Source organism: Phaeobacter sp. HF9A, from assembly GCF_011806385.1.
Taxonomy (GTDB): Bacteria; Pseudomonadota; Alphaproteobacteria; order Rhodobacterales; family Rhodobacteraceae; genus Epibacterium.
This window is the reverse complement of sequence record NZ_JAATOX010000056.1, coordinates 1-25192: the sequence shown is the minus strand read 5'-3', so window position 1 is coordinate 25192 and position 25192 is coordinate 1. Positions and strand designations below refer to the sequence as shown.

The window sequence follows — 25192 nt, the reverse complement described above, 5'->3', positions numbered from 1 at the left end:
GCCCCATTGGGGCGCGGCGGCCCGGCCCAACGCAAGCAGGAGCGCCTTTGGCGGTCGTGATTGGGGCGGGAGCGCCCCCGCCCTTCTGTCTGGACTCACAGCTCGGAAGACGGATCCTTCAGCGCTTCTTCCAGCATGCGCTCGTTGCGCACATCTTCGATCCGGCGGATGCGATCTTCGCTCTGGCGTTGATCAAAGCGGTATTTCACCACATTGATCAAGCTCAGGGTCAACAGAAGGATTCCCATCCCCCAATAGCCCTTGGTTGCCAGCGGCACCTCGGTGGAGAGCCAGAGCGACACCCCCAGCATGCCATAGGCCAATACCACGCCGACGATGTTGAGGTTGATGATCAGAGCGTTGTCATTGCGTGCGTCGAACATGGGTTTATCCTGTGATATCTGTGTCTTGTCTGTACATGAGGGCGGCATGCCCCAAGATTGATCGTCTGCGTTCTTCGGGCCTGGCCCGGTCAGTCTTCGGACTTCAGACGGCTCAGCACATCGGCGGCGGTGCTTTTGCTGGCGGCACCAAAGCCCGCCTCTGCCAGCTGATCCGCGACCGATTGCGGCGTCAGGCCGGTTTCGATTTCGCCAAGGATCTCCGAGGCCTCAAAAGGATCTTCCTGGCCCAGCACCTCGGCGATCAGCTCTGCGGCCTCATCCATGGGCTGGCGGGCCACGGAGCGCCCCAACCGCACCTGCGCCCTCTGCTCGCCCTTCACCGCGCGGGCGGAGATCGCCCCCTGACGCAGGTCGATCAAGCGGCGATGGCCTGCCTCCACAGATTGGCGCAGACGCAGGATCCGCGCCTCCAGCCGCGCCTTGGTGTCCTGGCGCAGGCGACGTTCATTTTCCATCTCGGCAATGGCGCCGACAGCGCCGCCGGCGAGATCCTCGCGCCCCTCGGACAGCGCCGCCCTGGCGCGGCTGGTCAGGTCGGCGATCCCCGCGTCCAACGCGGCAATCTGGCGGGCCTCGGCGCGCTCTTTCTGGATCAGGCTCACCAGCGTCGATTTCGCCGCTTTCAGGTCGTCCGCGGCCTGGGCGATTTTTTCCTCGATCAGTTCGATGGAATAGGCCTGACGCAGCTGCGTTTCGGCGCGGCGATTGGCGCCGGTCATCAGGGTTTTGAAAGTCGAGAACATGCAAGCTCCTCCATTCTTGAACATCGTTCATGAAATGGATGTAGCGAACACATGAACAACGTTCAAGGCGAAACTTGAACATCGTTCAAAAGGTAAGGTTTACCTGACCGTCAGCCGGGACAGAACCAGGGCAATCATCCGGCGGATATCCTGCGGCGGCACGCCAGAGATCCGGTTTTCCAGCCCCAGAAGCACAATCCCATGCACAGAGGAAAACAATGCCCGCACCGTCAGCGCCTGTTCCTCCGGGGATTGTTCGGGAAACAGCTCTGCCACCGGATCGGCAATATGGCTGAACAGCCGCGCAAGGGCGGCGCGATACCACTCGGGCACCGCGCCATCTTCGGGCAGTTCCAGGTCAAACAGCGCCCGCCAGAGGCGGCTGTTGGCGCTGGCGAAATCCAGATAGGCCTCGCTCATGGCGATCAGCCGCGCGGTGGCGCTGCCCCCTGCGGAGGCCGCGACGGCCGCCTCCACGTCTGCGCCCAGCCGCTGAAAGGTAAGCCCGTTCACCGCCATCACCAGCGCTGTCATGTCGTCAAAGGCGTTATAGATCGCCCCCACCGCGCAACCGGCGTCCTTGGCCAGATCCCGCGCCCGCAAGGATGAAACGCCTGCCGCACGGATGCGCGCTTCTGCGGCGCTGACCAGTTTGTCGCGCAGCTCCGCCCTGCGTTGCTCTGCCTTAGTTGCCATCGCCCTGCCCCATCCTGAACTGCGTTCACGGCATCTATAGTCAGGGCCGGACGCGCATGCAAACCCTCTGTCCGCGATCAGCTTTGGGGCGGATCAGCCTGAAATCTCCCCCTAAATTCATATGGACTTTGCCCGCCACATCCGCTCATCTGCCCTGCATGACAACGCCGCCCCCTGCCCCGAACCGCACCCGCCGCCTGGAGCGCGCGCTTGGCGATCACATGCGCGCGCGCCTGCCCTTTGCGGTGGCCGAATTTGTGATGTTCACCCTGAAACAGGGCTGGGCCGCGATCTTTGGCATCCTGCTTCTGGGCGGCCTGCTGCTGAGCAATCACATCTGGCAGGCGGATTGGCCCATCGCGCGCTATGACGCGCTGCTGCTCTATGCGCTGGCACTTCAGGTGCTGTTTCTCGCCACAGGCATGGAGAGCTGGCGCGAGGTTCGGGTGATCTTGCTGTTTCACCTCACCGGCACGGTGATGGAGATCTTCAAGGTCGATGCGGGCAGCTGGGCCTATCCCGGCGCGGGGGTGATGAAACTCTTGGGGGTGCCGCTGTTTTCCGGCTTCATGTATGCCTCTGTCGGCTCTTACATGGCGCGGGTGATCCGGCTTTTTGAGATGCGCTTTGCGCCCTATCCGCCGACCTGGATGGCGATCGGGCTGGCGCTGGCGATCTATGTGAATTTCTTCAGCCACCATTTCCTGCCGGACGCGCGGCTGCTGCTGTTTGTCGCCACGGTGCTGATCTTCATCCGCACCCGGATCTGGTTCTTTATCGGCGGACAGGCCTATTGGATGCCGTTGCCGCTGGCGGCATTTCTGTCGAGCTTCTTCCTCTGGGTCGCTGAAAACGTCGGCACCAGCACCCGCACCTGGCTCTATGCCGGGCAGGATCACGGCAGCTGGGTGAGCCTTGCCAAGATGGGCAGCTGGTATCTGCTTCTTTATGTGAGCTTTGTCACTGTGACGCTGGTGGTACGCGATGCGCTGTCACACCGCCCCTATCATCCGTCCCGCCAGACGCTCAGACAAAGCCCCGCCAGCGCAGGACCAGAACCAAAAGCGCAATAACGCTCAGGAGCGCAAAACCAATGGTGGCGCCCAGATCCAGCAGCCGCCCCTTGCGCCGGTCCCTGAGGTCGATCCCCGCCAGATAGGCCTTGAGGCTGCGGGCTTTCTTGACCAGCCGATCCTCGTCGAGGGTGCGGGCGATACGCGGGTTCTCAAAGCACTCTTGCGCGGCCAGAAGCTCCTGCGCCGCCTTGCGCAGCCGATGCGGCAGGTAGCGCCGCGCACGCGGCAGCGCCTCGGGCAGCGGGCCAGAGAGCTTCAGCCGCTTGTCCAGCAGCGTGTGGATCTGATCCAGTTCGGTCTCCAGCGTCTCGCTCATGGCACGGCCTCCTTCGGCAACGGGGCAACGGGGCAACGGGGCAACGGGCGCAGCTATAACCGCCAGCGGTGGCGAGCTCAATGGCGGGCTTGGGCGCGCGGGCTGACAGGAAGGGGCTGACAGGCGTCAGGGATGCGGCTATCACCGGAGCTATGCTGAATACTATCACACATGGCACCCCGACCGATCACCCGCCGCTGCTGATTGCCCACGGGCTTTATGGCTCTGGCCGCAACTGGGGGGTGATCGCCAAGCGTCTCTCGGACGAGCGGCAGGTCATCGCGGTGGATATGCGCAACCATGGCACCAGCCCGCAAAGCGACAACCACAGCTATCATGATCTGGCCGGGGATCTGGCCGAGGTGATCGACGCGCAGGGCGGCCGTATGGATGTGCTTGGCCATTCCATGGGCGGCAAGGCGGCAATGGTGCTGGCGCTTCTGCACCCGGAGGCGGTGAACCGGCTGGTGGTCGCAGATATCGCCCCGGTGCCCTATCAGCACAGCCAGGCGCAATATATCACCGCCATGCGCAGCGTGGATCTGTCGCAGGTGACGCGGCGCTCGGATGCGCAGGCGCAGCTGGCAGAGGCCGGGGTGGATGCGATGCTTCAGAGCTTCTTTACCCAATCGCTGGATATTGAAGGTCAGCGCTGGCGGCTGAACCTGGATGCGCTGGAGCGCGAGATGGCGCATATCGTCGGCTTTCCCGAGGTCAGCGGCGCCTGGGCTGGCCCTGCGCTGTTCCTGACCGGGGCGAATTCGGACTATGTGATCCCCGCGTATCGCGACCGCATCAAGGCGCTGTTTCCCAAGGCGCGTTTTGCCAAGATCCCCGGCGCGGGTCATTGGCTGCACGCGGAAAAGCCGCGCGAATTCGAGGCCGCGGTGCGGGCGTTTCTAAACAGCTGAACCCTATCGGTTGCAAGTGCAGCGGCTACGGGGGCGCTGCCCCCGGCCCTGGCGGACCTCCCCCGGGATATTTTTGTTAGAAGAAGCCGGGCTCAGTAGGTCAGCAAGAGCCGATCCCTGACGGCCTCGCTCTGCATCTGTTGGCCGCCCATCTGAAATCGTTTCAGCATCGACTGGCCCATATTGACGAGGATTTCGCGCTCAAAAAGGCCCGAGGGGATCGCGATGTCGCAATAGACATCGCCGGATTTCTTGCTGCCGTCGATCGACATCGCCACCCGCACGCCGCGCGCCTTGCAGGCGGCGATGCTGGCAAAGAGCTCCTCCAGACGGAAGGCCTGCGCGCCGTAGAGGATGGTCTGGGAATGGGCATAGGGCGGATCGCAGTAGATCACTTCCCCCGCCCGCGCCTGCGCCATGGCGGCACGGTAGTCGAGGCAGGCAAAGCGCGCCCCCGCCATGCGCGCGCGCCACATGGTGACGCGCTCGGCGAATTTATGTGGCTTCATCAAGGGATGACTGCCGCAGGGGGTGGACATATGCCCATCCTTGCGGCGGAACCGCACCACCCCGCCATAGCAGGCACGGCAGAGGAAGAGGAAATCGGCGCCATTGGGGGCAGCGTTGTAGCGCGCCTTGATCGCCTCGTAGACCTGCACCCGGTCACCGGCTTCGGCCTGCGCATAGCGCGCGCCATACCACTGATTGAGCTGCGCGGGATCCTCTTGCAGCGCCTGCCAGATCTCGATCAGCGGCGGGTAGATATCAGAGCCCACAGCCCGCACGGGGCGCAGATTGGCCATCACCCCGCCGGCGCCCAGGAAAGGTTCGAAATAGGTGCCATAGTCCTGCGGCAGATGGGCGACGATCTCGTGGGCGAAGCGCTGTTTGTTGCCGACCCATTTCAGCAGCTGGGTCTTGAAGGGTTTTATCTGCGCCGCCTCGGCCCCTGCGATCTCTGTCGCGTCAGAGCGCATCGCGGTACTCGATCCGGCGTGCGTAGCTCAGTGCGTTGGCGGCGACCAGCCGGTAGTGGCGTTCCTGCAAGACCTGGATCTCGTCGCCCTGCACCGCCAGTTCAAACAGCGCCACGATACTGTCCTGCATGAATTGCGCGGCAATGGCGCGGCAGCGCATGCCAGGGAATTTGGCCGCCGCATAGGCGATATCCTGGCTGACCTGCACAAGGCCGATCTGGTCCTTGCCGCCCTTGGCCTGCACCGGGATGATGCTGTGGCAGCCGTGGCGGTCCAAACCGACATAGAGTTCGTCAATCTCGATCTGGCCCATGCCCTTGACCGTGGTGCGCAGGTGGTTTTGCAGACTGTAGGAGGTAAGCCCCAGAAACGTGTCAATGAGCCGGTTGTAGCGCACGATCGCCAGAAGCGCCTGTTCATCATCCAGCGCGTAGGCGCGGATGATCGCCGGGGTAGCGTCTGGGATGTCGATGATCTCCAGATCCTCTTGCGGCAGGATGCGGTTGATCTTGACCAGGTGAAAGCGATAGAGCGCGCGCCCGGCCAGCTCGATCACCCATTCGCGCCCCTGCGGCTGGGTGGCGAGGATCGCATCGGGCAGCGCGGTGCGAAAGCGAAAGGAATAAAGCACATCGCCGAGGTTCTTGGGCAGCTTGATGGCCAGCTCCGCGGCGGCTTGTTCCAGATCCTCCCGGCCAAAGCCGACCTCGGTGTCGCCCGCCCGGTAGCGCGCGACAAAGATCTTTTCGATCAGCGCGCTATAGCGGTTCTGCTGCCTAGCCATTGGCGGCCTTTTGCGCATCACTCTGCTGCTGGAGATCGGCCTCGATATCGGCCTGACGCCGCTTGGTCGCACCGCTCTTGCGGTCCCGGCGGGACGGCATCGCCTCGACGTTGAAATGGGCGGCGGCGCGGGTCAGGTCAAACTGCAAGAGGTTTGGATCGCCAAGCGCCAGCACCCCCTCGGGGCGCTGCGGCGCATAGCCGAGGGCCACCATCATCTGCGCCGCGACAGCGCGGGCCAGCGGCGGCGGCACCGAATTGCCGATCTGGCGCGCTCCATGCCATTTGGTGCCATTAAAGCGGAACCAATCGGGAAAACCATGCAGCCGCGCCATCTCTCGCACGGTGATACAGCGGTTGTATTTGTAGTGGATCGGGCGCGGGCTGGTGAACGCCCCGCGCGCGCCGTCCGTTCCGGCGCGCAGCGTGTTGGAGACGCCATCGGTCGCCAGTTTGAAAAACCGGCTGATCGGCTCCACCGCGCCCTGCACCGTGTCGCGAAAGCGGCGGCGGGTGATTTCGGTATGATCGGTGCGCGCACTGGAGGTCAGCAGCGAGGGCTGCCAGTCGCGCATATAGCCGTGGTGCCAGGCGGTATTGGTGAGCCCGCGCAGCTCTGCCGCGTACTCCGAGGGTTTGCCAAAGCGCACACCGCGCGTGCTGTCGCTGGCGACAAGCGCGTCAAAGCGCTCCGCATCCGGCAGATCGCCAAGCGCCTCTTTGCAGTTCGGCCCATAGGGCAGCGCGTCAAACGCCTTGGGTTTGCCGCTGATATTGGTCTGCGGCGCGGGGTAGTCGGGCAGCGGCAGGCCCCTCTTGACTCCCATCAGGATCAGCCGTTCGCGCGATTGCGGTGTACCAAAATGACCGGCATTCAGCACCTTCCACGGCGTGCGGCAGGCATATCCGGCGGCGTCAAAGGCTTCGACCAGCTCTTCGAGGAAGCGCTTGTGCTTGCCCACCGTCAGCCCTTTGACGTTCTCAAACACAAAGGAGCGCGCGTCCAGCTCGGTGACGATACGCAGGAAATCCATCGCCAGCCGGTTGCGCGGGTCGTCCAGCACCCGCTTGCCGATGAGCGAAAACCCCTGACAGGGCGCGCCACCAGAGACGCAGTCGATCTGCGCATCCCCCAGCCCTGCCGCCTCGCGGATCTGATCGCCGCTCAGCCCCTCGACCGAGCGCGCCAGAACGGCGGTATGGGGAAAGTTGAACTTGTGAACCGCGCAATGCACCGGGTCGATCTCGACGGCGGCCTTGACGTCAAACCCCGCCTGCTCAAACCCCAGGCTCAGACCGCCGGCCCCCGCAAACAATTCGACTGCGATCGGTCTCACGTCTCTGCGCCCTTCGTTCACGTTTGATTCTCATTATCCTAGCATGGCAGATACGCGATGTTGATCGCGTCCGCCACTCTTAGCCAAGTTGCGGTCGGAATGCCAGAATGACCACGCGCGCCGGTTCCGCGCCGTGATCGCAAAGCCCGCGCAGCAGAAACTCTGCGCAAGGGTTTGAAACACCTATTGAACCCGGGCAAAGGCGCGGATAAATCTGAAGCTCTGACCCCTCCGCGCGGGCGTGGTGGAATGGTAGACACAGGGGACTTAAAATCCCCAGGCTTTAGCCGTGCGGGTTCGAGTCCCGCCGCCCGTACCACGCTTTCTTGCGTGTCTCATCTGATTGTGTGACCGCATATTGCCTTGATCAATCCGGGGGCAGCCCTCGTTAGGCAAGGCCGATAGCAGCCCATCGTCAATGTCGCGCGCCCGCATGGCGGCGGGGCGCGCTGTCAACCGCGCAGTGTAATCGGCAAAGCCCGGACGCTCGGGCAAGACCCGCCTCGGGAAAAGCGGCCGCGAGATAGGCGCAACAGGCGGCAGCCTCGGTCACCACGGTGTCGCCATGCCGCACCGCAGGCACCTTGCCCATGGGGTTGATCGCCAGAAAATCGGGCGTTTTCATCTGCGGCCCATAGTCCAACAGCAGCGTTTCGTAGGGTTGGCCCAGTTCCTCAAGCAGCCAACGCACGATACGCCCGCGCGACATCGGGTTGGTGTAAAAGACGATATCGGACATGCAATCTGCCTCCTTGGCTGCGGCTTGTGCATCAATGACCCCATGCGGAGCATTCTGACAAGAGCTGGGCGCGGCAGCGTTTGCTTGTATGTGGGTCACATCGCTTGCCAGTCTTTCCGGTGGCTCTCCCGCCCCTTTTCAGTGCCCCTGACGGGCCCCAAAAAAGCGTTGGGCCGGGCGGGGGCCGCGCCTTTGGCGCGGCCCCCGCCCCCTCGCGATTTGCAACGCAAAGCGCAATCCCTCGGGCGCATCGTGTTCTGGCCTGTCGTCCCCTTGCATGTCGCCCCTTGCCTGACGCGCCCTCGCGGGAAACAGGATCAGCGCGGTGCCTTGCGGAATTTTCCCAAACCGCTTGTCCCGCGCCGCAAATCCGCCCATATCAGAGCAATGCTGAGACTGACGCCAATCCTGCTTGCGGTGATCTACGGGCTGGTCATGTACCGGCTCTCGGTCTGGCGCACCCATCGCGAGCTGAGCGCCCGCTCGACCGAGCTCGCCGACCCGAAACTCAAGCGCATGACCGACCGGCTCGCCGCCGCGCTCGGGCTGCCGCGCATCCCGGTCTATATCTATGAGATCGACCCCGTGAACGGGCTCGCCGCGCCGGATGGGCGGATCTTCATCACCCGTGGGTTCTATCGCAAGTACCAGAGCGGCGAAGTCTCGGACGCTGAAATAACCAGCGTGATCGCTCATGAATTGGGCCATGTGGCGCTGGGGCATGCCAAACGGCGGATGATTGATTTCTCCGGCCAGAATGCGCTGCGCACGGTCTTGATGATGGTGATCGGCCGCTATGTGCCGGTCATCGGTCCCTGGATCGCGGGCATGCTGACCAACCTGCTCGCTGCCCGGCTCTCGCGCGGCGATGAATATGAGGCCGATGAATATGCCGCCGCCCTGCTGACCAAGGCGGGCATCGGCATCGCGCCGCAAAAGAGCCTGTTTCACAAGCTGGAGGAGCTCACCAATGCCCGCGCCGGCATGGCCCCCGCCTGGTTGATGAGCCACCCCAAGACCGAAGAGCGCATCGCCGCGCTGGAGCGTCTGGAAGCCAAATGGGGCGATACCTGAGCCGAGGTTTTTGCCACGCCCCCCTTGCGGGATGCCCTGCCCGACCCCACCTCTACCTTCCAGCAAGGAGAAGGTTTCATGCGCTATTCCGTCCTCGATCTCGCCCCGGTCCCGGAGGGCGCCACCACCGCACAGGCGTTGAAAAACAGCGCCGATCTGGCCCGCCACGCCGAAACCTGGGGCTATCATCGCTATTGGCTGGCGGAGCATCACAATATGCCCGGCATCGCCAGCGCCGCCACGGCGGTGATGATTGGCCATATCGCGGCGGCGACCTCCACCATGCGCATCGGCGCCGGTGGCATCATGCTGCCCAACCACGCGCCCTATATGGTGGCCGAGGCATTTGGTACACTCGCTGAAATCCACGGACCCCGCATTGACCTCGGACTGGGTCGCGCGCCGGGCACCGATATGGCCGCCATCCGCGCCATGCGCCGGGGGCTGAGCGACTCCGGTGATCGCTTTCCGCAGGATGTGCAGGACCTCATCCGCTACTTCGGCCCCGGTGAAGAGGGTGCCGCCCTGCGCGTCATCCCTGGCGAGGGCACAGAGGTGCCGATCTGGATGCTCGGCTCCAGCCTCTACGGTGCGCAGCTGGCGGCGATGCTGGGGCTGCCCTATGCCTTTGCCTCCCATTTCGCGCCGCAAGCCCTGACCGAGGCGCTCGCGGTCTATCGCCAGCAGTTCCGCCCCTCCGCGACGCTGGAAAAGCCACACTTCATGTTGGCGATCAACGTTTTCGCCGCCGAGACCGATGCCGAAGGGCAGCGCCTGCGCACCACCATGCAACAGGCCTTTGCTCGCCTGCGCACGGGGAAACGCGGCAAGCTGCCCGCGCCGGTCGAGGATATCACAGAGGTCATCCCGCCACAGGTTCTGCCCGGCGTGGAAGAGGCGCTGTCGATCTCGGCCACCGGCGCCAGGGAGACGGTCCGCGCCCAGCTCGCGCAGCTCATCGAGACCTATCAGCCCGATGAGGTGATCCTGACCGGACAGATCCACGACCACGCGGCGCGGCTGCGATCGTTCGAGATCGCGGCAGAGATTCTCGGCGAAGGGTGAAAGCAGGATCGCGCCTGTCCCGACGTCTTGACCTCCTAAGCCAGCGCCTTGGCGATGCGTGGCAGGCGTGCTTTTTTCAGGAGCGCCCGCATCTCCCAGCTTTGGCCGGAGAGGCGATTGGCCTGCGCCAGCACCTTGGTCCCGACGGTCTGTAATCCGTCGCGATCTTTCAACCAGAGCTCATACAGCAGCTGATCCGGTCCCAGCCGCTCCAGCCCTTCTTCGGTCAGCAGGTTGCGCGGAAAATCCTTGATGTTCATCGTCACGAGACCATCCGCATTGCCGCTGATCGCCGCCGAAAGCACATGGATGTCGTTCTCATCCGGCAGCCAGAGCCGCGAGGTCACCCCCGGCTTCAGGCGCACCTCGGCCCGGGGCCAGGCCGCGCGCAGGAGCGCGATCTCCGCCTTGGCCTGCGCCGCACCCTCGGGGCCGAGCTTTATCGCCGCGCGCTCCCATTCGCCGAGGATCCGCTCGGACCACAGCGGCGTGAAATGCCCAAGCGACGCCGCGCCCAGCAGCATCTCCCGCATCACCGTCGGATAGAGCACGCAAGTGTCCAGCAGCGCCTTCATCGGCCGTCCCCCCGGTCAGTCCGCTTCGGTCAGTCGAGGCGGAAGAACACCGCCTTGAGATAACCGCTCTCGGCCAGCTGCGGCATCTGCGGATGGTCCACCCCGGCATAGCCGGTGTGCAGAAGCTGCCCCCGCCGCCCGCCACGACCAATGCCCCGCGCCGAGGCATTGCGGAACAGGGTCAGATCCGCCGCATGGGAACAGGAACACAGGCCCAGATAGCCACCGGGTTTGACCAGCGGTGCGGCCAGTTTCGCGACCCGCTCATAGGCGCGCAACCCGGCCTCAAGCGCTTGTTTTGACGGCGCAAAGGCCGGCGGGTCGCAAATCACCACATCAAATTGCGCGCCCTCCGCCGCAAGCGCCGCCAGCACGTCAAAGGCATCGCCTTGACGGGCGGTAAACCTGTCGCCGTGGCCGGAGGCCGCGGCGCCCGCTGAGGCAAGCTCCAGGGCGGCAGCGGAGCCGTCAACACAGGTCGCATGGCCCGCCCCCGCCGCCAGCATCGCCAGACCAAAGCCGCCGACATGGGAAAACACATCCAGCACCTCGGCCCCCGGCGCCACCAGCCGGGCGGCAAAGGCCTGATTGTCGCGCTGGTCATAAACAGACCGGTCTTCTGGCCACCGGTGAGGTCCGCCATATAGGTGGCGCCATTCATCTGGACCGGCAGCGGGGCCTCGGGCGCCGTGCCTTTCAGCACCGCATTGACATCGTCCAGCCCTTCCAGCCCCCGGGTGCGGCCCGCGGCATTTTTCAGGATCACCTGACAGCCGGTCACCGCGCCCAGCGCCTCGGTCAGCGCCTCCAGATGGGCCTCCGCCCAGGCGGCATTGGGCTGCACCACGCAGGCCTCGCCAAAACGGTCGATCACCACCCCGGGCAGCCCATCGGCCTCGGCATGCACCAGCCGATAATAGGGCGCCGCATACAGCTGGTTGCGCAACTCCTGTGCGCGGGCCAGCCGGGCGTGGAACCAATCCGGGTCGATCTGCGCGTCAGGATTGCGATCCAGCATCCGGGCGATGATCTTGCTGTCGGGGTTCACCGCCACCAGACCCAGGCTGCGCCCGGCCTCGTCTTCCAGCACCGCAAGGCTGCCGGGGGCAAGCTTGCGGGTGCGCCGGTCGGTTACAAGTTCATTGGCATAGACCCAGGGAAAGCCGTGGCGGATCGCCCGGGCATTCGATTTGGGTTTCATTTTCACGCGCGGGCGCGGCAGCGGGGAGAGGTCAGCATCTGTCATGCCTCCCCATAGCCTGCGCCGCGCAATTCCCCAAGACAGAAAACGCGCACGCCCTGCGACGCGCTAATGTCCAGACGTGGGAGCGTGCAATCAGGCGGGTTTGCGGTTGCTGTCAGCGGCGAAGCCATGGGGCATCGGGGCGATCAGCGGCGTGAGGCCGGTCAGCGGCAGATCGTCGGCGTCAACGCTCTGCAAGAGCGGGTCGGCCTTGGTGGCTGCGGCGGTCATCGCGGTGGCCGAGAGATCCTGCGAGGCGCCGCCTAGCAGCATCAGGCCAAAGGTCAAAACGGAAAGTTTTCCAAAAATTTTCATTACTATCCCCTCAGGGCCCCAATAGGCCCGTTGTGTAACCTGATCCTGTTTTGCTGGCAGATCAGGGCAGAAATGGGGCTAGATCAGATCATTTTAACGCCGCGTTAACCAAGATTAAGATCCCCAGGCGGAGGGGACAGGAGACGGCACCGCAGCACGCGGCTTAGTCGCGGGGGCGAGAGCGCCAGCCGCCGCGGCGTTTGGGGCGGGCCGATCCGGCAAGACCCTCGCGCAGCACAGATGTCATCGGGTGATCCGGGTGATCGCTGCCGTAGGTCTCCAGCATCGCGGTCAGGGCGACGGTATTGTCCTGATCCACCGGCAGCGACAGCGCCCAATCGAGGAAGATACTGCGGCATTGGCCGGCGTCGATGCCGGCAATGCGATAGGATTCGCGGATCAGCCCCTTGGGGTCCAGCTCTTTGGCGCCCGTGTCAGGTTGTCCGGTGTCTGGTTGTCCTGCGTCAGGTTGTTGGCTCGTCATCGTCCGCCTCGTTCCTTGGTCCCACGGCGGCGTCGATCTGCGCGGCCACGGTTTCATATGTTGTCTCCAGCGCCTGTTGCAGCACCGCGATCTGCTCGTAGCCGCTGCTGCGCAACAGGAAGGCGGTGCCGCCCTCGCCCTGGATCGCCGCCTCCGCGCCCTTGCCCGCGATCAGACGGGCCGCGCTTTGTACCGACCAATATAGGCGATAGGCCGCGCTCAGCGATTGCGCGCTGGCGTCATCCAGCACCCCAGAGGCGACACCGGCATGCAGCCCCTCGATCACGCCGCGCGCGCTCTGCCCGGCAAGGAGCGTGCCCGCCTGCCCCAGGAGTTCGATATCCAGCATCCGCCCCGGGCCGGTCTTGGCATCCCAGGGGCCCTCGGGGGTCTTGGCGGCGGCAAGACGGGCGCGCATCTCGGCCACCTGCCCCAGCACGGCCGCAGTCTCGCGCGGCGCGGCCAGGACAGCGGCGCGAAAGGTTTCGACATCCTGCGCCAGTGTTGCCTCGCCGGTGATCACCCGGGCGCGGGTCAGCGCCAGATGTTCCCAGACCCAGGCGTCATTCTGTTGATAATGGGTGAAGCTGGGCCAGCTGGTGGCGACGGGCCCCTGATTGCCCGAGGGCCGCAAGCGCATGTCCACCTCATAGAGTCGCCCCTCGGCCATCGGCGCGGTGAGCGCGGTCACCATCGCCTGGGTCAGCCGCGCATAATAGGGCCGCACCGCCAGCGGGCGCTTGCCGTCGGACATCTCCGCATCCAGCGGATCATAAATCATGATCAGATCCAGATCCGACGTTGCGGTCAGCTGCCCCGCGCCAAGCGAGCCCATGCCAAGGATCACGCAGCCCCGCCCCGGCATCTCGCCATGTTTGGCGGCAAATTGCGCGCACACCACCGGCAAGAGCCCGGTGATCACCGCATCAGCAAGATCGGCGTATTGCTGCCCCGCCGCGGCCGCGTCGATCAACCCGCGCAGGTGATGCACACCGGTGCGGAAATGCCATTCGCGGTGCCAGCGCCGGGTCAGGTCGAGCTGGCGCTCATAGTCGCTCTCGGCGGCGAGCGCGGTTTGCAGCTCGGTGATCAGCGCGTCGCGCCCGGGCCAGTCGGCAAAGAAACCGCCATCCAGCACCGCGTCAAACACCGAAGAATTGCGCGACAGGTAATTGGCCAACGCCGGAGAGGTGCCGACGATATCCAGCAACAGGTCAATGAGCTGCGGATTGGCCTCGAACAGCGAAAACAGCTGCACCCCCGCCGGCATGCCCGCCAAAAAGCCATCCAGCGCCAACAATGCCTCGCTTGGGTGGGCCGCGCGGGAGAGCCGCGCCAGCAGCTCCGGTTTCAGCCGCTCAAAGATGCGCGCGCCGCGATCAGAACGCAGCGCCGGATAGGTGGTCCAGCGGGCGATCACCGATTGATCCAGCGCCTCTGGCAGGGTTTCGGCGGGTTTGGAGCCCCCCGTGGAGGGCACAAAGAAATCTTCGGTCAGGCGATGCACCTCGCCGAGCCGCTCGCGCAGCGTCGCGACCATCAGCTCGGGGTCGATATCCATCAGGCAGGCGATGCGCGCCACCCCTTCCTCGGAGCTGGGCATGCGGTGGGTCTGGGCGTCATGCACCATCTGGATGCGATGCTCGACCTCGCGGTGGTCGCGGTAGTGGCTTGCCAGCGTCGCGGCCACCTCGGCAGAGATCCACCCGGCGGCGGAGAGCGCCTCCAGCCCCTCGACGGTGCCGCGCACCCGCAGCGAGGGATCGCGCCCGCCGGCGATCAATTGCCGGGTCTGGGTGAAGAACTCGATCTCGCGGATGCCGCCGCGCCCCAGCTTCATGTCATGGCCCAGCACCGTAATCGGCCCGCCGGTGCCTTTGTTTTCGCGGATGCGCAGGCGCATGTTGTGGGCGTCCTCGATGGCGGCGAAATCCAGATGCCGCCGCCACACGAAGGGGGTGAGCGTCTTGAGGAAGCGCTCGCCAGCCTGGATGTCACCGGCGCAGGCGCGCGCCTTGATATAGGCGGCGCGCTCCCAGGTGCGGCCAAGGCTCTCGTAGTAGCGCTCGGCGGCCTCCATCGCCAGGGCGACCGGGGTGACCGAAGGGTCAGGACGCAGCCGCAGATCGGTGCGAAAGACATAGCCCTCGGCGGTGCGGTCATTGAGGGCGGCGCTCATGTTGCGGGTGGCGCGCACCATGGCCTGGCGCGCCTCCATAAAGTCATCGGGCGCAAAGCGGGTTTCGTCAAACAGGCAGATCAGGTCGATGTCGGAGCTGTAGTTCAGCTCATAGGCGCCCATCTTGCCCATGGCAAAGACGCTCATCCCGCCGGCGGTGGCGATATCATCCTCGCTCATGCCCGGCAGTTTCTTGCGTTTGATCAGCAGCGCGATCTCTCCCTCCCGGGCCACATCCCCCGCCAGTTCGCCACAGCGGGTGAGCGTGCCGGTCACCTCCTCCAGCGGCCAATGCCCGGCCAGATCACAGAGCGCACAGAGCAGCGCCAGCCGCCGCTTGGCCTGCCGCAGCACGCTCTTGATCTGATCGGGCGGACAGGCGCGGCACAGCTGAAACACCGCCTGACGCGCCGCAAGCGGATCGGCGAGCGCCTCTTCCAGCCAGTCTTGTTCCGACTGGATCAGCGATCTGAGAAAGGGGCTGCTGCCTGCCGCGCCTTGCAGCAAGGCGCGCTGGTCGCGCGGCAAATGGGACAGCTCCGCGTTAACCTCGGCGCCAATCAGGGAATCATAGGAACGGGGGCAGCGAAGAACCTGGAGCATCTGTGACATGGCGCGAGACTGTGACGCCCGGCACAGGCCGTCAATCCCAAAGCGACGTAGAAATTGACCGGAGCATGGCGCATCACGTTGCCACATTAAAATTCTGAATTATTTCAAATGCTCGCAGTAAAGCCGACCCCCTGTGCCATCGGCGTGTTTGCGGCGCATAAGTGGGGGAATACCTGACCGAATTTGCCTTCAAAACCACTTCCCCGCAGAGTGACGTTACGATAACATAACAGTGTGGTCACGTTCTCGTATCGGGGACCGAGTGATTTTTTAACCAGTGATCCTTGTCCGCACAGTGTTCTGCGCGGACACCCCTTGGGACACCCCCAGGTGGTGCGTAAATGTTAACACGTGGTTTTGAGAGCGTGGCCGCACTAGCCCATACACTGTGCTTGCTTTTGTGCGTGCTGAAACGCAGCCTCGCGCCTGTCTGACCAGCGTTCTGGCTGCTGCCCCCTGTCTTTTCTTTGCGCACCCGGCCTCCACTCTGTGAGCGTGCGCAGATGCGGGCGCCCAGCGCGGTCTGCGATGGCGCAGCGGCGGGTCAGCCCATGCTGGCGGTGATCCGTGGCGCGGCAAAATCCAGGAAGGCGCGCAGTTTTTGCGGAATGAGCGCGCGCGGCTCATACATCAGATGCACCGGCCAGGGCGCGGGTTCAAAGGCTTGCAGCAGCCGCAGCAGCCGCCCCGATTTGATCGCTGCCGCCGCCTGATAGGACAGCACCCGCGTCACCCCCAGCCCATCGACCGCCGCGTCAATCGCCGCTTCGGCGGTGTTCACAACCAGGCGGGAGCGCATCGACGGCGCTTTTTCCCCCCGCTCCGAAACGAACTGCCAATTTGACGGCGACATCAGGCTTTGAAAGGTGATCGCATCCAGCTGTGCAAGATCGCCGGGGCGTTCCGGGGTGTGGTGCTGCGCAAGATAGTCCGGGCTGGCGCAGACGATACGATGCACCTCGCCCAGCTTTCGCGCGATGAACAGGCTGTCGGAGAGCGGCCCGATGCGCAGCGCCAGATCAAGGTGTTCTTCGTGGAGGTTGACCGGTCGGTCCGTCAGCTCCAGCCGGACATCGACCTCCGGGTAGGCCCTGAGGAAGGCGCTCACCACCGGCAGCACGTGCAATCGGCCAAAGACGATGGGCGCGGTCATGGTCAGCGTTCCGCGCGGGGCGGTGAACTCACCGCTGGCGTTGCGCTCCGCCTCGGCGACCTCTTCGAGGATCCGGCGACAGGCGGCGAGGTAGGTCTGGCCGGTATCGGTCAGCGTCAGCCCGCGCGGAGAACGCAGCAGCAGCTCGGCGCCGAGCTTGTCCTCCAATTCGGAAATCCGGCGGCTGACCGTGGCGATCGGCATGGTCAAAGCCCGCGCGCCCGCTGTCAGGCTGCCTTCGTCCACCACGCGCACAAAGATCGACATGGCCTCAAGACGGTCCGTCATGATGCTTCCAAAATTTGAGAATCTCTATCCCAACATTACAAACTACCCCCATTTCATGGAAGCCCCTAAGTCTGGCTCACACAGCAAGCAAAGGAGCTTTGACATGCCCCGCATCCCCTATCCCGCCAGTATTCCCGCCGCGCCCGAAGCCTCGCAACCGCTGTTGCAGGCGGTTGAAAAACAGCTGGGCTCGGTGCCCAACCTGTTCCGCCTCGTCAGCGTCAGCCCCGCCGCGCTGGAGGGCTATCTCGGCCTTTCCGGCGCCCTCGGCAAAGGCCGACTGCCCGCCGCCACCCGCGAACGCGTGGCGCTGGCCGTGGCGCAGGCGAACGGGTGCAACTACTGCCTGTCGGCGCATAGCTATCTTGGCAAGGCCCTCGCCAAGCTGGATGAGGCCGAGATCGCGGCCAACCGCGCCGGTCGGTCAAACGATGCCAAGGCCGACGCCGCCGTGCGTTTTGCCGTCAAGGTGCTTGAGGCGCGCGGGCGGGTTGCTGGCGAGGATCTGAGCGAGATCCGCGCGGCGGGCTATGACGACGGCCAGATCATCGAGATCGTGCAGCATGTCGCGCTGAACATCTGGACCAACTACCTGAACGAGCTGGCGCAGACCGAGGTGGATTTCCCGGTGGTCGATGCCGCCGAGATCGCGGCCTGACCCCACGCTTTGCGGCGCGGTCGGACCTGAGCCAGCCGCGCCGCCCTCCCCCCCCCTCGTCACATCAGAAAGGACAGACCAATGCCCCGCCCCCCGCTTCCCCCCTTTACCGAAGACAGCGCCCGCGAAAAGGTGCGCCTGGCCGAGGATGGCTGGAATTCCCGCGATCCGGCCAAGGTGGCGCTGGCCTATACGCAGGGCAGCCGTTGGCGCAACCGCGCCGAATTCCCCGTGGGCCGCGCCGAGATCGAGGCCTTTCTCACCCGCAAATGGGCACGGGAGCTGGACTATCGCCTGATCAAGGAGCTCTGGGCCTTTGCCGGCAATCGCATCGCCGTGCGCTATGCCTATGAGTATCGCGACGACAGCGGCAATTGGTTCCGGGCCTATGGCAACGAGAACTGGCAATTTGATGCGGAGGGTCTGATGGAAGAGCGTCATGCCAGCATCAACGAGCATCCGATCCGCGCGCAGGAGCGCAAGTTTCACTGGCCGTTGGGGCGGCGCCCCGACGATCATCCGGACCTGTCCGATCTGGGCCTTTGAGAGATGGCGGAGAAGATGACCCGGCCCGACCCCGCCTTTCACGCCGGCGAACGCGCGGTGCAGGATCGCGCCGGTGTGCCCGAAGACTGGCGTCAACGCGCCGCCCGCGCGATCCGGCCCGACATGTCCGCACAGCATCAGGCCTTTTTTGAGAGCCTGCCGCTGCTGTTTGTCGGTCTGCGGGATGGGCAAGGACGACCCTGGGCCACGATCTGTCCGCTGCCAGACGGGGCACAGGCGACGCGGGAGCGGCTGAGCGCCCGCAGCCGCCCGTTGCTTGCGGATCGGCTTGACCTCGATCTGAGGCCGGGCAGCAAGGTGGCGGTGCTGGGGCTGGATTTCGCAACCCGGCGGCGCAACCGGATGAACGGTGTGATCACGGAAACGGCGGCGGAGAGGATGACGATCCAGGTGGAGCAGAGCTATGGCAATTGTCCGCAGTATATCTCGCCCCGCGAGATGCGCCCCGCCGCCGCGCCTTTGCCCGCCCCGGAGGGCCAGCCTGTTGCCATCCAGGATGCGGTCGCGCGGCGCATCCTCTCTACCGCCGATACGTTCTTTATTGCCAGCTCTGCGACATCCGGCATGGATGTGTCCCATCGGGGCGGGCGAGCTGGGCTGCTACGCCAGCGCGAGGATGGCCGCCTGTCCTTTCCCGACTATCCGGGCAATCGCTATTTCAACACGCTTGGCAATATCGAGATCTCGGGCCGCGCGGGTCTGTTCATACCCGAGTTCGCCAGCGGCGAGGCGTTGTTGCTGACGGGGCGCGCAGTGATCGACTGGTCGCCAGCACGGGCCGCGCGGTATGAGGGGGCCGAGCGCATGCTGGATATCCACCCGGAAGAGGTCTGGCATGTCCGCCACGCCCTGCCGCGCACCCGTTTCGCAGCGGAATGACAAATCCCTCGTAGGAGCCCCACATTCCACACGCGCAGGTCGCCCTTTGCGCAATAAGCGGGTCGGTCAAAAACCGAAGTTTCATTAAGCATCTCCCACAGCACAACAAATGGAGACGGGCATGCTTCTCAACGGAAAGACAATTATCATCACCGGCGCAAGCAGCGGCATCGGCGCCGCAGCCGCAAAGATCTTTGCAGCCGAAGGTGCGAATCTGGTCCTCGGTGCGCGCCGCGCCGACCTGCTTGAGCAAATCACCGACAACCTTATCACTAACGGGAACGAAGCGGCCTTTCTGGCCGGCGACGTCGCAGACAGCGCCTACGCCGAAGAACTGGTGAACGTGGCGGAGGTGCGTTTCGGCGGCCTTGACGGCGCTTTCAACAATGCCGGCACCACCGGCGACATGGGGCCAATCCCCGATATGGCGGACAGCAACTGGCACCGGGTGATGGCGGTCAACCTCAATAGCGGGTTCTATGCCGCCAAATCCCAGATCCCCGCCATGCGCAAACGCGGCGGTGGCTCTCTTGTCTTTACCTCCTCATTCGTCGGCCACACAATCGGTTTGCCCGGCATGGGGGCCTATGCGGCGGCCAAAGCGGGGCTTATCGGCATGACCCAGGTGCTGGCGGCGGAGCACGGACCGGAAAACATCCGGGTGAACGCCCTCCTCCCCGGCGGCACGATGACGCCAATGGCCGGAGATGACGCAGGCTTTCATGAGATCGTGCGCGGGTTCCACGCGTTGAAACGCATGGCAGAACCGTCCGAAATCGCCAGTGCTGCTCTGTTTCTGCTGTCCGATCATGCGTCTTTCGTGACCGGAAGCGCGATGATCGCCGATGGTGGAAACTCCATCAACAAGATCTAGGCGCGCACCACCGGACATGGGTTCAAAAACAGCCGGTGTCCGGTTTTGTCTGGCCTCACACACGCAGCAGGGCGCCATCCCTGCGAGAGGGTGCGGGGGGTGATCGAAATGCGGGGTCGACATTAAGGCCAAGCATTTTCTAAATTTGGCCTTATTCCCGGCCTAGGTCTTATCCTGAAACGCCGGACAACAGGTGACAGGTCGCTCCTATGCACGATGAGACAGATATCCTAGAGCAGGATCTTACCGGGATGAAGCCGCTGGAATGGCAGGCCTCGGTGGCGGAGATCGCCGAAGAGGTTGGCATGTACCAGCCGCTCGGCAAGCGGCATTTTGCGGCCTTTATTGATCAGGGCAACACGCTGCTGGTCACCTTCGAGAGCCGCCAGGGAATTCACCTCTTGTCCGACATGGCGCAGCCTCTGGGGTTTGAACTGGTCAAGGACCAGGGCTGGTCGCATCTTTGTCTGGTGTCGGATGGCGACACCTGGTTCCGCGACGAGCGGGTCTATGGCTTCTTTGATCAGCTGGTCGATGACGGTTTCTTTGAGGAATTCGACAGCGTGCTGTTTTATGGCGCCGGTCCCTGCGGCTATGCGGCGGCGGCCTATTCCGTTGCGGCGCCGGGGGCGCGTGTCGTTGCCGTGCAGCCGCAAGCCACGCTGGACCCGGAGATGGCCGGATGGGACGACCGCTTTAGCGAAATGCGCAAGCTCTCGTTCACCGACCGCTATGGCTATGCCCCCGATATGCTGGATGCCGCCCAGCAGGCATTTGTGATCTATGACCCCTATCAGCCGCTGGACGCGATGCATGCGGCGCTGTTTGCCCGTTCCAATGTGACCCGGCTGAAGCTGCCCTGCATGGGCGACGAAATCCAGACCCGGCTGCTTGAGATGGACATGCTGTTTCGCAGCCTGTCGCTGGCCGGCACCGATGCGCTGGATGCGCAGGTGTTTTACCAGATGGCGCGGGCGCGGCGGGACAACAATGTCTACCTCAAGAACCTGCTGACACGGGTGGATCGCACGGATCGGCCCTATCTGACGATGATGCTGTGCCAGAATGTGAACGCACGGCGCAGCATGCCGCGGTTTCGCCGCCGCGCCCAGCATCTGGCCGAACGCGCCGCCGCCGGAGAGATCGAGTTGCCGGAGTTAAGCGCATAACGGCGACTTTTCAAGATCACGGGGGTATGCTAACGGCTGGCTCATGACCCAGAGCCTCACCCTCACCCGCCCCGACGACTGGCACCTGCATCTGCGCGATGGCGATATGCTGCGCGCGGTGCTGCCAGAGACCGCCCGCGATTTTGGCCGCGCCATCATCATGCCGAACCTTGTGCCGCCGGTGGTGACCGCGGCCCAGGCTGGCGCCTATCGCGACCGCATCCTTGCGGCGCTGCCCGAGGGCATGGCGTTTGAGCCCTTGATGACGCTCTATCTGACCGAGGAGACCGACCCGGAGGATGTGGCCGCCGCCCATGCCTCGGGTCTGGTGAAGGCGGTGAAGCTCTATCCCGCCGGGGCGACCACCAATTCCGCCTCCGGGGTCACGGATTTTGAAAAGGTTCGCCCGGTGCTGGAGAAAATGGCCGAGATCGGCCTGCCGCTCTGCACCCATGGCGAGGTCACCGATCACGACATCGACATCTTTGACCGCGAGGCGGTGTTTATTGACCGGGTGCTGGATCCGATCCGCCGCGCCACCCCCGGGCTGCGGGTGGTGATGGAGCATATCACCACCGCTAATGCCGCTGATTATGTCCGCAGCCAGGAGGCGGATCTGGGCGCGACGATCACCACGCATCACCTGATCATCAACCGCAACCATATCCTGGTGGGCGGTATCAAGCCGCATTACTACTGCCTGCCCGTGGCCAAGCGCGAAGAGCACCGTCTGGCCCTGCGCGCCGCCGCCACCTCGGGCGATGCGCGGTTCTTCCTCGGCACGGACTCGGCGCCTCATACGGATGCCAACAAGCTGCAACCCTGCGGATGTGCGGGCTGTTTCACCGCCAGCAACACCATGCCGCTGCTGGCGCATGTATTCGAGGAAGAGGACGCGCTGGAGCAACTGGAGCGCTTCGCCTCGAAAAACGGCCCCGCCTTCTATCGCCTGCCGGAGAATGACAGACAGATCACGCTGGTGAAACAAGACGCCCCCGTTCGGTTCCCCGAAAAGATCGACACCCCAGACGGGCCGGTCACAGTGTTTGACCCGGGGTTTGATGTCTACTGGTCTACTGAAAGCTAACGTCGCACCTGGCAAAGCGGCCATTTCGGCGGTGTCGGGGAGTTCCGCGGCGCTTCACGTCTGTCAGGACTTCAAACCAGCGCCCATCCGGTTTATGGGACCATGTCAGTAGAGCGCCCAATTTTCTGGCTCAGAAAATTGCCCGGAAAATCTGCATTTTCCGGCCCCACCCGCAAAGGACTTCGCCATGATCCCCTCTTCCTATCCCAGCAAAGAAGAAATCGCCCGCCTGTCTGCCCGCATGCTGCTGGAAATCGGCGCGGTCAATTTCAACACCGATGAGCCCTATACGCTGGCCTCTGGCCTGCCCTCGCCGAGCTATATCGACTGCCGCAAGCTGATTTCCTTCCCGCGCATCCGCTCGACCCTGATGGATTTCATGGCCGTCACGGTGATGCGTGACGCCGGGTTCGAGGCTTTTGACAATATCGCCGGGGGCGAAACCGCAGGCATTCCCTTTGCCGCCCTGGTCGCCGAGCGGCTGGCGCTGCCGATGACCTATGTGCGCAAGAAGCCCAAGGGCTATGGCAGGAACGCCCGTATCGAGGGTGCGATGAGCGAGGGAGAGCGGGTTCTGCTGGTTGAGGATCTCACCACCGACGGCGGCTCCAAGTTGTCCTTTGTGGATGCGATCCGCGACACCGGCGCCACATGCGGCCATACGGCGGTGATCTTTTATTACGACATCTTCCCCGAGACCACCAAGACGCTGGGCGATCACGGCGTTCAGCTGCATTATCTCTGCACCTGGTGGGATGTGCTGGCCGAGGCCCGCGCGCAGGGCAGCTTTGGCGGCGACACGCTGGACGAGGTGGAAAAATTCCTGCGTGATCCGCGCGCCTGGCAGGACGCCAACAAAAAGACCTGAGGAAAAAATACTCCCCAGACTGTGGGTAAGTTGTGAGTAAGCCTGCCGCGAATCGCGGTAGGCTTTTCCATATATATGCGCAAAGTGCAGTCAGACCCCCCATATCGGGTAAGCCTGCGGGATCAGGTCTGATTTTGTAAAAATTGCCCACATCGCCAGCGGGGGTTATCCTCAAACCATCCACAGAGATTTCCAGATAGCCATCTGGGCCGGACCTGGCGTAGAAGACCGTCTCAACGAAAGAGAGCAGAGATGAACGAGATCACCCCTTTCAACGGCGATCCGAACCCGCCCACGTCACAGGACGGGGGCGCTGATACCGCTGGCGCGCAGAGCTCTGAGTTGCCCCATTCCGTCGAGGCGGAACAGCAACTCCTGGGGGCGATCCTCACCAACAACGATGTCTATGACAAGATCGCCTCGATCATCAACAGTTCGCATTTCTATGACCCGGTGCACGCCCGGATCTACGAGGTTGCCGCCGCGCGGATCTCCAAGAACGCGCTGGCCTCGCCCGTCACGCTCAAGGCGTTTATGGAAGATGACGCCGGGCTGAAGGAGCTGGGCGGCCCTGCTTATCTGGCGAAACTCGCCTCGGCCTCGATCTCCGCCTTTGCGGTGCGCGACTATGCGCAGATGATCTATGACCTGGCGATCCGGCGCGAGCTGATCGCGCTTGGGCACACCATCGCCGACAAGGCCCGCCGGGTTGATGTGGCGTCTGAGCCCAAGGAACAGATCGTCGAGGCGGAACAATCGCTTTATCAGCTGGCCGAGCAGGGCCAGACCGAACAGGGGTTCAAATCCTTCCTGCGCGCGGTGACCGAGGCGGTGAATGTCACCAATGAAGCCTACCAGCGCGGCGGTGGCATGGCGGGGATTTCCACCGGCCTGGATGATCTCGACAAGCAGCTGGGCGGCTTGCACCCCTCGGACCTTCTGATCCTGGCCGGTCGTCCCTCGATGGGGAAAACCTCGCTGGCGACCAACATCGCCTTCAACGTCGCCAAGGCCTATAAGCGCGGGCTGAAACAGGATGGCACCGAGGGCGCGGTGGATGGTGGCGTTGTCGGGTTCTTCTCCCTGGAGATGTCGGCCGAGCAGCTCGCCGGCCGGATCCTGGCCGAAGCCTCCGAGATTTCCTCGCATAAGATCCGTCAGGGGGACATGACCGAGGAAGAGTTCCGCCGCTTTGTGCAGGCGGCCAAGGATCTGGAGAGCTGCCCGCTGTTCATCGACGACACGCCCGCGATCCCGATTTCGCAGCTGGCGGCCCGGGCACGGCGCCTGAAGCGGACCCATGGGCTTGACCTTCTGGTGATCGACTACTTGCAGCTTTGTCGCGGCATGGCGGACAATCGTGTCAACGAGATCGCCGAGATCTCCATGGGCATGAAGGCGATCGCCAAGGAGCTCAATATCCCGGTGATCGCGCTGTCGCAGCTTTCGCGTCAGGTGGAAAGCCGCGACGACAAACGTCCGCAGCTCTCGGACCTGCGGGAATCGGGCTCGATCGAACAGGACGCCGATGTGGTGATGTTCGTGTTCCGCGAGGAATATTACAAGGAACGCGAAAAACCCGGCGATCACGAGCTGGACAAGATGGAAGAGTGGAAACAGGCGATGGAACGGCTGCACGCCAAGGCGGAGGTCATCGTCGGCAAGCAGCGTCACGGCCCCATCGGCACGGTGGAGCTATCGTTCGAGGCGCAGTTCACCCGCTTTGGCAATCTCGCCAAAGCCTGGCAACAGCAACCCGACTACTGAGCGCGTTCATCCTGTTCAGAAATCCCGGGGTGCGGGGCAGCGCCTGCTCGCGTCTCGACCTTGGGATTGAAGACCGCGCGACATCAAAAGAAACGCCGCATGGAGTGCTCCATGCGGCGTTTCCGTCTTTGAGGAACGGGGACCTCGTTCTGTCAGGCCACCGGGATCTAAACCGGCAAGGCCAAAATCTCGTTTGTGCATCAGGGCGGATTCTGCCAAGAGTGGCAACCATAGGTGGTGTCTCAGCGCCGCAAGGTTCTTTTTTGCACGTTTAAAAATATCGTTATTGCGCCAAGCCCCCCCGAGGGAGACAATAAATTCGGTAGGGTGACCTGATTTTTCTGCCCCCTCCT

General features: G+C 63.8%; 26 protein-coding genes, 1 tRNA gene and 1 pseudogene. 13 read left to right on the top strand and 15 right to left on the bottom strand.

What is annotated here, in order from left to right:
• Nucleotides 1-95: 95 nt before the first annotated feature.
• The 3 genes from HCZ87_RS11635 to HCZ87_RS11625 form a co-directional block, all read right to left on the bottom strand.
• The gene (locus HCZ87_RS11635) at nucleotides 96-383 is read right to left on the bottom strand and encodes a hypothetical protein (RefSeq protein WP_167643922.1); all 288 of its coding nucleotides are present in this window, start codon (nucleotides 381-383) and stop codon (nucleotides 96-98) included.
• An 89-nt stretch (nucleotides 384-472) separates the two neighbouring features.
• A complete protein-coding gene (locus tag HCZ87_RS11630; RefSeq protein WP_254868615.1) occupies nucleotides 473-1147 on the bottom strand; it encodes a PspA/IM30 family protein in 675 nt (224 codons plus the stop codon).
• 99 nt (nucleotides 1148-1246) lie between these two features.
• A complete protein-coding gene (locus tag HCZ87_RS11625; protein ID WP_167643920.1) occupies nucleotides 1247-1843 on the bottom strand; it encodes a TetR/AcrR family transcriptional regulator in 597 nt (198 codons plus the stop codon).
• A gap of 221 nt (nucleotides 1844-2064) precedes the next feature.
• On the opposite strand from HCZ87_RS11625, the gene HCZ87_RS11620 reads away from it, so the two are divergent.
• Nucleotides 2065-2916, top strand: a complete 852-nt coding sequence (locus HCZ87_RS11620) for a DUF817 domain-containing protein (RefSeq protein ID WP_167643925.1) — start codon at nucleotides 2065-2067, stop codon at nucleotides 2914-2916.
• Here the strand turns inward: HCZ87_RS11620 and HCZ87_RS11615 are convergent.
• Nucleotides 2870-3235 (bottom strand): hypothetical protein, encoded by a 366-nt coding sequence (locus HCZ87_RS11615; protein ID WP_167643919.1) that lies wholly within the window; start codon nucleotides 3233-3235, stop codon nucleotides 2870-2872. The two genes, HCZ87_RS11620 and HCZ87_RS11615, sit on opposite strands and share 47 nt — an antisense overlap.
• 152 nt (nucleotides 3236-3387) lie before the next feature.
• Between HCZ87_RS11615 and HCZ87_RS11610 the strand changes: the two genes are divergently transcribed.
• Nucleotides 3388-4146 (top strand): alpha/beta fold hydrolase, encoded by a 759-nt coding sequence (locus HCZ87_RS11610; protein ID WP_167643918.1) that lies wholly within the window; start codon nucleotides 3388-3390, stop codon nucleotides 4144-4146.
• 92 nt (nucleotides 4147-4238) lie between these two features.
• On the opposite strand, the gene HCZ87_RS11605 is transcribed toward HCZ87_RS11610, so the two are convergent.
• From HCZ87_RS11605 to HCZ87_RS11595, 3 genes are read right to left on the bottom strand one after another with little or no spacing between them, the layout of a single operon-like run.
• Nucleotides 4239-5123 (bottom strand): Dam family site-specific DNA-(adenine-N6)-methyltransferase, encoded by an 885-nt coding sequence (locus tag HCZ87_RS11605; protein WP_167643917.1) that lies wholly within the window; start codon nucleotides 5121-5123, stop codon nucleotides 4239-4241.
• On the bottom strand, nucleotides 5113-5907 hold the full coding sequence (locus HCZ87_RS11600) for an endonuclease (RefSeq protein WP_167643916.1): 795 nt from the start codon (nucleotides 5905-5907) through the stop codon (nucleotides 5113-5115). The genes HCZ87_RS11605 and HCZ87_RS11600 overlap by 11 nt, the downstream gene beginning before the upstream one ends.
• Complete coding sequence (locus tag HCZ87_RS11595; RefSeq protein ID WP_167643915.1) at nucleotides 5900-7243, bottom strand: DNA cytosine methyltransferase; 1344 nt, start codon at nucleotides 7241-7243, stop codon at nucleotides 5900-5902. The genes HCZ87_RS11600 and HCZ87_RS11595 overlap by 8 nt, the downstream gene beginning before the upstream one ends.
• Before the next feature lie 235 nt (nucleotides 7244-7478).
• Between HCZ87_RS11595 and HCZ87_RS11590 the strand changes: the two genes are divergently transcribed.
• Nucleotides 7479-7562: transfer RNA gene (locus HCZ87_RS11590), tRNA-Leu, on the top strand.
• A 96-nt stretch (nucleotides 7563-7658) separates the two neighbouring features.
• Here HCZ87_RS11590 and HCZ87_RS11585 read toward each other — a convergent pair.
• A complete protein-coding gene (locus HCZ87_RS11585) occupies nucleotides 7659-7982 on the bottom strand; it encodes a glutathione S-transferase N-terminal domain-containing protein (RefSeq protein ID WP_217701958.1) in 324 nt (107 codons plus the stop codon).
• Between the two features lie 387 nt (nucleotides 7983-8369).
• Here HCZ87_RS11585 and HCZ87_RS11580 point away from each other — a divergent pair, with 387 nt between their 5' ends.
• Nucleotides 8370-9056 (top strand): M48 family metallopeptidase, encoded by a 687-nt coding sequence (locus HCZ87_RS11580; RefSeq protein ID WP_167643914.1) that lies wholly within the window; start codon nucleotides 8370-8372, stop codon nucleotides 9054-9056.
• Between the two features lie 78 nt (nucleotides 9057-9134).
• Nucleotides 9135-10121, top strand: coding sequence for an LLM class flavin-dependent oxidoreductase (locus tag HCZ87_RS11575; protein ID WP_167643913.1), 987 nt, complete (start codon nucleotides 9135-9137; stop codon nucleotides 10119-10121).
• Nucleotides 10122-10156: 35 nt separating this feature from the next.
• Here the strand turns inward: HCZ87_RS11575 and HCZ87_RS11570 are convergent, their stop codons facing one another.
• From HCZ87_RS11570 to HCZ87_RS11545, 6 genes and pseudogenes are all read right to left on the bottom strand, one after another.
• Nucleotides 10157-10696, bottom strand: coding sequence for an RSP_2648 family PIN domain-containing protein (locus tag HCZ87_RS11570; RefSeq protein ID WP_167643912.1), 540 nt, complete (start codon nucleotides 10694-10696; stop codon nucleotides 10157-10159).
• A 29-nt stretch (nucleotides 10697-10725) separates the two neighbouring features.
• Nucleotides 10726-11942, bottom strand: a pseudogene (locus tag HCZ87_RS11565) (RSP_2647 family RNA methyltransferase).
• A 90-nt stretch (nucleotides 11943-12032) separates the two neighbouring features.
• On the bottom strand, nucleotides 12033-12254 hold the full coding sequence (locus HCZ87_RS11560) for a hypothetical protein (protein WP_167643911.1): 222 nt from the start codon (nucleotides 12252-12254) through the stop codon (nucleotides 12033-12035).
• A gap of 163 nt (nucleotides 12255-12417) precedes the next feature.
• Nucleotides 12418-12738, bottom strand: coding sequence for a hypothetical protein (locus HCZ87_RS11555; protein WP_254868614.1), 321 nt, complete (start codon nucleotides 12736-12738; stop codon nucleotides 12418-12420).
• Nucleotides 12719-15529 carry a glutamine-synthetase adenylyltransferase gene (locus tag HCZ87_RS11550; protein WP_167643910.1) on the bottom strand — a complete coding sequence of 937 codons (2811 nt, stop codon included), beginning with the start codon at nucleotides 15527-15529 and terminating at the stop codon, nucleotides 12719-12721. The genes HCZ87_RS11555 and HCZ87_RS11550 overlap by 20 nt, the downstream gene beginning before the upstream one ends.
• A gap of 544 nt (nucleotides 15530-16073) precedes the next feature.
• Nucleotides 16074-16970: a LysR family transcriptional regulator gene (locus HCZ87_RS11545; RefSeq protein ID WP_167643909.1), complete on the bottom strand. Its 897-nt coding sequence runs from the start codon at nucleotides 16968-16970 to the stop codon at nucleotides 16074-16076.
• 103 nt (nucleotides 16971-17073) lie between these two features.
• Here HCZ87_RS11545 and HCZ87_RS11540 point away from each other — a divergent pair, with 103 nt between their 5' ends.
• From HCZ87_RS11540 to HCZ87_RS11505, 8 genes are all read left to right on the top strand, one after another.
• Nucleotides 17074-17628 carry a carboxymuconolactone decarboxylase family protein gene (locus HCZ87_RS11540; protein ID WP_167643908.1) on the top strand — a complete coding sequence of 185 codons (555 nt, stop codon included), beginning with the start codon at nucleotides 17074-17076 and terminating at the stop codon, nucleotides 17626-17628.
• Nucleotides 17629-17709: 81 nt separating this feature from the next.
• Nucleotides 17710-18174, top strand: coding sequence for a nuclear transport factor 2 family protein (locus HCZ87_RS11535; protein ID WP_167643907.1), 465 nt, complete (start codon nucleotides 17710-17712; stop codon nucleotides 18172-18174).
• 15 nt (nucleotides 18175-18189) lie between these two features.
• Nucleotides 18190-19074, top strand: a complete 885-nt coding sequence (locus HCZ87_RS11530; protein ID WP_167643906.1) for a pyridoxamine 5'-phosphate oxidase family protein — start codon at nucleotides 18190-18192, stop codon at nucleotides 19072-19074.
• A 121-nt stretch (nucleotides 19075-19195) separates the two neighbouring features.
• Nucleotides 19196-19948, top strand: coding sequence for an SDR family oxidoreductase (locus HCZ87_RS11525; RefSeq protein ID WP_167643905.1), 753 nt, complete (start codon nucleotides 19196-19198; stop codon nucleotides 19946-19948).
• A 209-nt stretch (nucleotides 19949-20157) separates the two neighbouring features.
• On the top strand, nucleotides 20158-21117 hold the full coding sequence (locus tag HCZ87_RS11520; protein ID WP_167643904.1) for a phosphoadenosine phosphosulfate reductase: 960 nt from the start codon (nucleotides 20158-20160) through the stop codon (nucleotides 21115-21117).
• A gap of 43 nt (nucleotides 21118-21160) precedes the next feature.
• Entirely contained in the window at nucleotides 21161-22204 is a 1044-nt protein-coding gene (pyrC, locus tag HCZ87_RS11515; RefSeq protein WP_167643903.1) for a dihydroorotase, read from the top strand.
• Nucleotides 22205-22391: 187 nt separating this feature from the next.
• Complete coding sequence (locus HCZ87_RS11510; protein ID WP_167643902.1) at nucleotides 22392-23072, top strand: orotate phosphoribosyltransferase; 681 nt, start codon at nucleotides 22392-22394, stop codon at nucleotides 23070-23072.
• A gap of 252 nt (nucleotides 23073-23324) precedes the next feature.
• On the top strand, nucleotides 23325-24839 hold the full coding sequence (locus tag HCZ87_RS11505) for a replicative DNA helicase (protein WP_167643901.1): 1515 nt from the start codon (nucleotides 23325-23327) through the stop codon (nucleotides 24837-24839).
• Between the two features lie 15 nt (nucleotides 24840-24854).
• On the opposite strand, the gene HCZ87_RS20870 is transcribed toward HCZ87_RS11505, so the two are convergent.
• Nucleotides 24855-25192: hypothetical protein (locus tag HCZ87_RS20870; protein ID WP_217701957.1), on the bottom strand; the 338-nt coding region annotated here is incomplete at its 5' end.